The organism is Streptomyces sp. NPDC007917, assembly GCF_042959105.1.
Taxonomy (GTDB): Bacteria; Actinomycetota; Actinomycetes; order Streptomycetales; family Streptomycetaceae; genus Streptomyces.
In genome coordinates this window covers 286,319-293,467 of record NZ_JBIBKK010000013.1, presented here as the reverse complement: position 1 = coordinate 293,467, position 7,149 = coordinate 286,319, and the positions used below count along the sequence as shown (strand labels likewise).

Genomic DNA, 7,149 nt, shown 5'->3' with positions numbered 1-7,149 from the left:
CATGATCAGCCACATACCACTCACCCCCATCCCGCCACGCCACATACCGCTGCTCCACCAACGTCGACACATTCACATCCACCAACGGATGCAACCCCGGTCCACCTGCGGTGGCGCCCGTGCCACCGGTGCGCAGCACCGGCAGTTCGTCCGCGGTCGCCACCCAGCAGCGCTCGCGGGCGAAGGGGTAGCCGGGCAGCGGTATCCGCCGCGGCGCGGCGCCCAGTTCCTGGTCCGCCGCCACGTCCCAGTCGGCGTCGGCTCCGGCGCACCACAGCCGGGCCAGCTCGGCCAGGTCCCCGGCCCGTGCGGCCGCGCGTACGGCGTCGGCCGTCCCGCGCGCCGCGCCGCCGCGCGGCGCAGTGCCGCGCTCCACCTCGGCGGGGGCGTCCCCGCCGGCGAACCGGCGCAGCGCCCGCACCAGCTCGCCGCCGTCCGCGGTCACCACCGCCAGCCGCTCCGCCATCGCCTCGCGGCCCACCCGCAGCGTGTACGCCACGTCCGGCAGCGCCACCCGCTCCCGGTCCAGGAAGCCGGCCAGCAGCCCCGCGTACTCGCGCAGCCGCTCCTCGTCGCGCGCCGACAGGACGAACACCAGCGGCGCCGCCAGGCGCTGGCCACCCGCCGCCACGGCCGGCACCGGCCGGTCCGCCCCGTCCGCCTCCTCCAGCACCAGATGGGCGTTGGACCCGCCCGCGCCGAAGGAGCTGAGCCCCGCGCGGCGCGGCACCGCCCGGCCGTCCGGGGCGGGCGCGGGCGCCGGCCAGGGCCGCGACTCCTGCTGCACCCGGAACGGCGTGGCCGCGAAGTCGATGTTGGGATTCGTCTCCCGTGAGTGCAGCGAGGGCACCAGCCGCCGGTGCTTGAACTGCAGCAGCACCTTGGTGAGCCCGGCGATGCCCGCCGCCGACTCCAAGTGCCCGATGTTGGACTTCACCGATCCGATGGCGCACGGCTCGCCGCGCCCGGCGGCCGGGCCGAACACCTTGCCAAGACCCGTGATCTCGATCGGGTCGCCGAGCGAGGTGCCGGTGCCGTGCGCCTCGACGTACGAGACGGTGTCCGCCGCCACGCCGGCCCGGCGCAGCGCGGTGGCGATGACCCGCTCCTGCGCCTTGGGGTTGGGCACGGTGTAGCCGTTGGTCTTGCCGCCGTGGTTGACGGCGTCCCCGAGGATCACACCGTAGATGTGGTCGCCGTCCTCAATGGCCTTGCGGCGGGGCTTGAGCAGCACCGCGCCCACGCCCTCGCCCGGCACATAGCCGCTGCCGCCCGCGCCGAAGGACCGGCACCGCCCGTCGTCGGACAGATAGCCGCCCTGGCTGAGGAAGACGTACTTGTAGGGGTGGACGGAGACGTTGACGCCGCCCGCGATGGCCAGCTCGCTCTCGCCCCGGCGCAGGCTCTCACAGGCCAGGTGGATCGCCGTCAGCGACGACGAGCACATGGTGTCGAGCGCCAGGCTGGGGCCGCTGAGATCGAGCAGGTAGGAGACGCGGTTGGCGATCGAGGCGTACGAGGAGTTGGTCACGGGCAGACCGCCGCGCAGCGTGTCCACGGCCCCGTACAGCTGGTACTCGCCGTACATCACGCCGACGAACACCCCGACGCTGCGGTCCTTGAGGTCTCGCCGCCGGTAGCCGGCGTCTTCCAGGACGTGCCAGGAGGTCTGCAGGAACAGCCGCTCCTGCGGGTCCATCAGCTCGGCCTCGCGCGGCATGACGGGGAAGAACAGCGGGTCGAACTTGTCGACGTCCGTCAGGAAGCCACCCCAGCGCGCGTAGGCGCCGCCGGGGGTGTTCCGGTGGGGGGTGAAGAAGCGGTCGTGGTCCCAGCGCTCGGGCGGGATCTCGGTGACGCAGTCGCGGCCCTCCTCCAGGTTGCGCCAGAAGGCGTCCAGGTCGTCGGCCATCGGATAGCGGCCGCTCAGCCCGATGATGGCGATGGCCTCGTCGTCGGCGGGGGCGGGGGCGGCGGGCGGCTCGCTCCGCTCCCGGGGCAGGAACCGCCCCAGCGGCACCGCGCCCCCCGCTCCCCCGGCCGTCGGGGCCTGGGCGGGAGGGGACTCTTGGTGGACCGGCTCGGCGGAGGCGGTCAGCTCCTGGATGCGCCCGCCGTGCTCGTCCAGGAAGTACTCCACCAACTCGGCCAGGGTCTGGTACTCGAAGAACAGCGTCTTGGACAGCCGTACGTCGAGCCGGTCCTCCAGCGCGGCGTTGAGCCGGGTGATCATCAGCGAGTCGATGCCATAGCGCTCCAGCGGGGCGTCGGCGTCGATGTCGGCGATGTCGAGCTTGGTGGTGTCGGCGAGGACGCCGGTGAGGAAGCGCTCGGTGAGCTCGCGCAGTCCGTCGCCGTCCGCGCCGTCGCCACCGGCCGGGGATGCCGGCCCGCCGTCCGCACGGGGGGCCTCGACCGCCGGTGGCGCGGTGTCCTCGGCCGGCTCGGCGCCGTCCAGGGGCAGCGCCCGGATCACGAGGTCGCGCATGCGGACGAGGACGGTGCCGTCCGGGTCCAGCAGTGACACCTCGACCGTCACCGCACCCGACTCCACACCACCACCCGTGACCCGCACATACGCCAGACACTCCCGCACCAGCGCCCCGAAGATCTCCACCTCACCCACCGCATACGGCAGGAACGCCACCCCGGCACCGGCGCCACCGGCCAGCAACCCCACCGCCGCCTGCAACCCCCCGTCCATCAACGACGGATGCAACCCCCACTCACCGAACCCCGCCACCAACCCCTCCGGCACCCGCACCACACCCAGCGCCTCACCCTCACCACACACCAACCCCGCCAACGAGCGGAAGCGCGGCCCATACGCCAACCCGCGCGACCCGAAGTCCCGATAGCACTCCTCGACGTCCCTCACCACGCCCAACCGGGACCGCAGCCCCGCCACATCCACCCGCTCCACCGCACGCCCGGCGTCCCCGTCCCCCGGCGCCAACTCCAGCTCGCCCCGCGCGTACACCTCGTCCCCGCACGACACCTCAAACCCCACCCCGCCACCCGCCAGGGGCACCAACCCCACCCCCACCTCACGCACCCCACCCTCAAACCCCAACACCCGCTCGAACACCACACCCCGCACCACACCCACCCCACACCCCGACGCCAACGCCCCCGCAGCCCGCCCCAACTCCACAAACGCCACCCCAGGCCACACCCGCCGCCCGAACACCACATGATCAGCCACATACCACTCACCCCCATCCCGCCACGCCACATACCGCTGCTCCACCAACGTCGACACATTCACATCCACCAACGGATGCAACGCCCCGGAACCCGCGCCCCCGGCAACCCCGGCCGTACCCGCCTCGTCCGCCTCGTCCGCCGTTATCCAGCAGCGGCGCCCCTCGAACGGATACGTGGGCAGGGGGACCCGGCGGCGGCTCTCCTCGCCGAAGTAGGCGGGCCAGTCGATGTCGACGCCCGCCAGCCACAGGCGGCGCACCGTCTCCAGTGGTGCCTCCTCGCCCGCCCGCAGCACCGCGAAGCCACTGCCGGGGCCTTCCGGCGGGGTCCGGGCGTCCAGCGGCCGCACGGGGAACCGAGGGGTCTTCCGGCCGCCCTTCGAGACGGCCGTGCCCGACCCGGCGCCCACGGCGGCCACCGCGTCCTTCAGGCCGACGGTGCCGGCCAGGCACTCGGCCACCAGCGCGCCGACGCCCCGCCCGTACGCGGCCTCGGGCCTGATCCCCAGCTCGAGCCACAGCCTGCCGAGGGCGTACTGCACCGCGAACGCGGCGCCGGCGGCGCCGTGGCGGGCCACGCCCGCTCTCCGGCAGGCCGTGTAGTACTTCTTGAACCGCGGCTCCCGCTCGCTCAGCCGCGCCGCGAGGTGTTCCGCCTGCCCGGGGCCGCCCGGCTCGTCGTCGAAGACGAAGACCGCCGCGAGGCCGTCACCCACCGGCCGCGCCACGACGTCGCCCGTGGCCGCGTCGCCCGCCGCCCCGCCGTCCGCCGCCCGGCCCTCCAGCGCCTCGACGGCACCCGGAAGGTCCCGGCACACCACGGCGCGCCGGAAGGGGTACATCCCGCGCCCGACGGCCAGCGTGTAGGCGACGTCGGCCGGCGGCAGCTCCGGGTGCTCGCGCAGATGACCGGCGAGGTTGGCGGCCATGGCGGCCAGCGCCGTCTCCGTCTTCGCCGACAGCAGGATCAGCTGCTCGGGGCGCGACGGTCCGGAGGGCTCGGTCGGCGGGGCCTCCTCGAGCACGGCGTGCGCGTTCGTCCCGCCGATGCCGAACGAGCTGACGCCGGCCCGCCGGGGCGTGCCGTCGCTGTCCCAGTCGCGCAGCTCGGTGCTGACCCGGAACGGGCTGTTCTCGAAGTCGATGTCCGGGTTGGGGCGGGTGAAGTTGACGGTGGGCACGAGCGCCTTGTGGCGCAGCATGAGGGCGGTCTTGATCACCCCGGTGACCCCGGCGGCGGCGTCCAGGTGCCCCACGTTCGACTTCACCGAGCCGATCGCGCAGAAGCCCCTGTCCGCCGTGGCCTGCCGGAACGCCTGGGTCAGCGCCGAGATCTCGACCGGGTCCCCCAGCCGGGTGGCGGTGCCGTGCGCCTCGACATAGCCGATGGTCGCCGGATCCACGCCCGAGACCGCGTGTGCCTCGGCGATGACGGCGGCCTGCCCCTCCTTGCCGGGGGCGGCGTAGCTCACCTTCATCGAGCCGTCGTTGTTGGTGGCGGTGCCCTTGATCACCGCATGAATGGTGTCCCCGTCGGCGAGGGCGTCGCGCAGCGACTTGAGTACGACCACCCCCACGCCGTTGCCCAGCACGGTGCCACTGGCATCGGCGTCAAAGGTACGGACATGGCCATCCGCGGAAAGGATGGCACCTTCTTCATAGAGATAGCCCTTGACCTGCGGGAGTTTCACGGTAATTCCACCGGCGAGCGCTATGTCGCATTCGCCGTTGATGATGCCCTGACAGGCCAGGTGAATGGCCACGAGCGAGGTGGAACAGGCCGTCTGTACCGAATAGCTGGGTCCCTTGAGGTCCAGCTTGTATGACACACGGGTGGCCAGGTAATCCTTGTCGTTGCCCACCATGACGGCGAAGTGACCGGACGTGGTGGTTTGGTCCACATTGGGCAGCACATTCTGCTGCAGGTAGGTATTGACGGCGGCGCCCGCATAGACGCTGATCAGTCCGGGATATCGGGCCGGATCGTAGCCCGCGCTCTCCAGCGCGGCATGGCAGTGCTGGAGGAAGAGTCGCTGCTGCGGGTCTATGACCTCGGCTTCAGCGGGGGTGAACTCGAAGAAAGAGGTATCGAAGAGGTCGACATCGGACAGAACGCCGTGTGCCCCGACATACCGGGGATCAGCAACCAGCTCGGGCTTTGCACCCGCCCCGAGCAGCTCGTCGTCGTTGAATCTGGAAACACCTTCGCGCCCCTCGCGGAGCAGTTGCCAGAACTCTTCCAGGTCATCCGCGCCGGGAAAGCTGCCCACCATGCCGACGATGGCGATATCGGTCGAATCCACCGGATGGTGTTCATGCGCAGCAGAGGGTTGTGACACTGGCCGATCCCCGTTTCGTCGTTGCGAACCACACCGCTTGCCTGCACTTACTTGCACCGCAACCGCTGACACAACGCACACAACGGACGGCGCGCCTCATCGGACGCGGCATCCGTTTCTCGCACATTACCTAGTCCGTTGATCGCTGCGCCATGAACTTTTTTTTAAACCCAAAGGGGTTGGCATGAAGATGAAAGGAAAGCCATCGCACCGATATATCGCTGCGATCAGTGTTCACGCGGCCCGTCATCTATAGTCGAGGCGCTCGGCATCGCCCGGTCAGCCCCGGGCCAACCAGCCAGTGCTCATGGCTACTTGTGTCAGCTTGAACGGTCAAACCCCCCCAACGCTCGCCCGAGCGCACCGTACTGCGACAAGGAGACTCCATGACCGACAGCGCGTCTGCCCGCGCCGACCTCCTCACCGAGGAGACCCTGCAGGACCCCCACACCCTGTACGCCCAGCTCCGCGAAGAGACCCCCGTGCAGAAGGTGATCCTCCCCCAGGGCCTCAAGGCCTGGCTGGTCACGCGCTACGAGGATGTGCGCGCCGCGCTCACCGACCCCCGGCTGCACAGCGACAAGCGCGACATCGACGGTGTCCTGAGCGGCCATCTCGACGACCAGGGCGCCCGTGACAGCTTCGTCGACGACCTCTCGCGCAATCTGCTCAACACCGACGCCCCCGACCACACCCGGCTGCGCGGGCTGGTCAACAAGGCCTTTACGCCCCGCCGTGTCGCCGCCCTGCGGCCCCGTGTCGAGCAGATCACCGACGAGTTGCTGGACCGCCTGCCCACGGGTGTGGAGACCGATCTGCTCGCCGGGTTCGCCCTGCCGCTTCCCATCATCGTCATCTGCGAGCTGCTCGGGGTGCCACCCAAGGACCGCGGCGCCTTCACCGAGTGGTCCAACGCCCTGCTGTCGGCCGAGGACGGAGCGGCCACCGCCGAGGCCGGCCAGGCGATGGTGGGCTTCCTGTCGGGCCTCCTGGCCGAGAAGCGGGCCCACCCCACCGACGATCTGCTCAGCGCGCTGGTCCAGGCCCGGGACGACGAGGACCGGCTGGACGAGAGCGAACTGATCTCCATGGCCCTGCTGTTGCTGGTGGCGGGCAACGAGTCGACGGTGAACCTCATCGGGAACTCCGTGCTGGCCCTGCTCCGCCACCCGGAGCAGCTGGCCGCGGTCCGCGCCGACCCGGGGCTGCTGCCCGGCGCGATCGAGGAGTTCCTGCGCTACGACGGGCCGATCAACCAGGCGACGTTCCGCTGCACCAGCGAACCGGTCCGGATCGGCGACACCGAGATCCCGGCGAACGAGCTCGTCGTGGTCGCCCTCACCTCCGCCAACCGGGACCCGCGGCAGTTCCCCGACGCCGATCGCCTCGACATCCGGCGGTCCCCGCAGGGCCATCTGGCCTTCGGCCACGGCCCGCACTTCTGCCTGGGCGCCCCGCTGGCGAGACTGGAGGGGCAGATCGCGCTCGGCAGGCTCCTGGAGCGCTTCCCGGGGCTGCGGCTGGCCCGGGCGCCCGAGGAGCTGACCTATCGCTTCAGCACCATCATCCGGGGCCTCACGGAGCTTCCCGTCGTGCTGTGACAC

General features: G+C 71.2%; 2 protein-coding genes. One reads left to right on the top strand and one right to left on the bottom strand.

The window, feature by feature from the left end:
- Positions 1 to 5,509, bottom strand: a 5,509-nt coding sequence (locus ACFZDL_RS26600; RefSeq protein ID WP_391192542.1) for a beta-ketoacyl synthase N-terminal-like domain-containing protein, incomplete at its 3' end; no start/stop codon positions are given.
- Between the two features lie 422 nt (positions 5,510 to 5,931).
- Between ACFZDL_RS26600 and ACFZDL_RS26595 the strand changes: the two genes are divergently transcribed.
- A complete protein-coding gene (locus ACFZDL_RS26595; RefSeq protein WP_353592661.1) occupies positions 5,932 to 7,146 on the top strand; it encodes a cytochrome P450 in 1,215 nt (404 codons plus the stop codon).
- The last annotated feature ends 3 nt before the right edge of the window (positions 7,147 to 7,149 follow it).

Bases quoted from the DNA above. Each gene is read 5' to 3' on its own strand.
- ACFZDL_RS26595 (WP_353592661.1), top strand. From the start codon at position 5,932: ATGACCGACAGCGCGTCTGCCCGCGCCGACCTCCTCACCGAGGAGACC.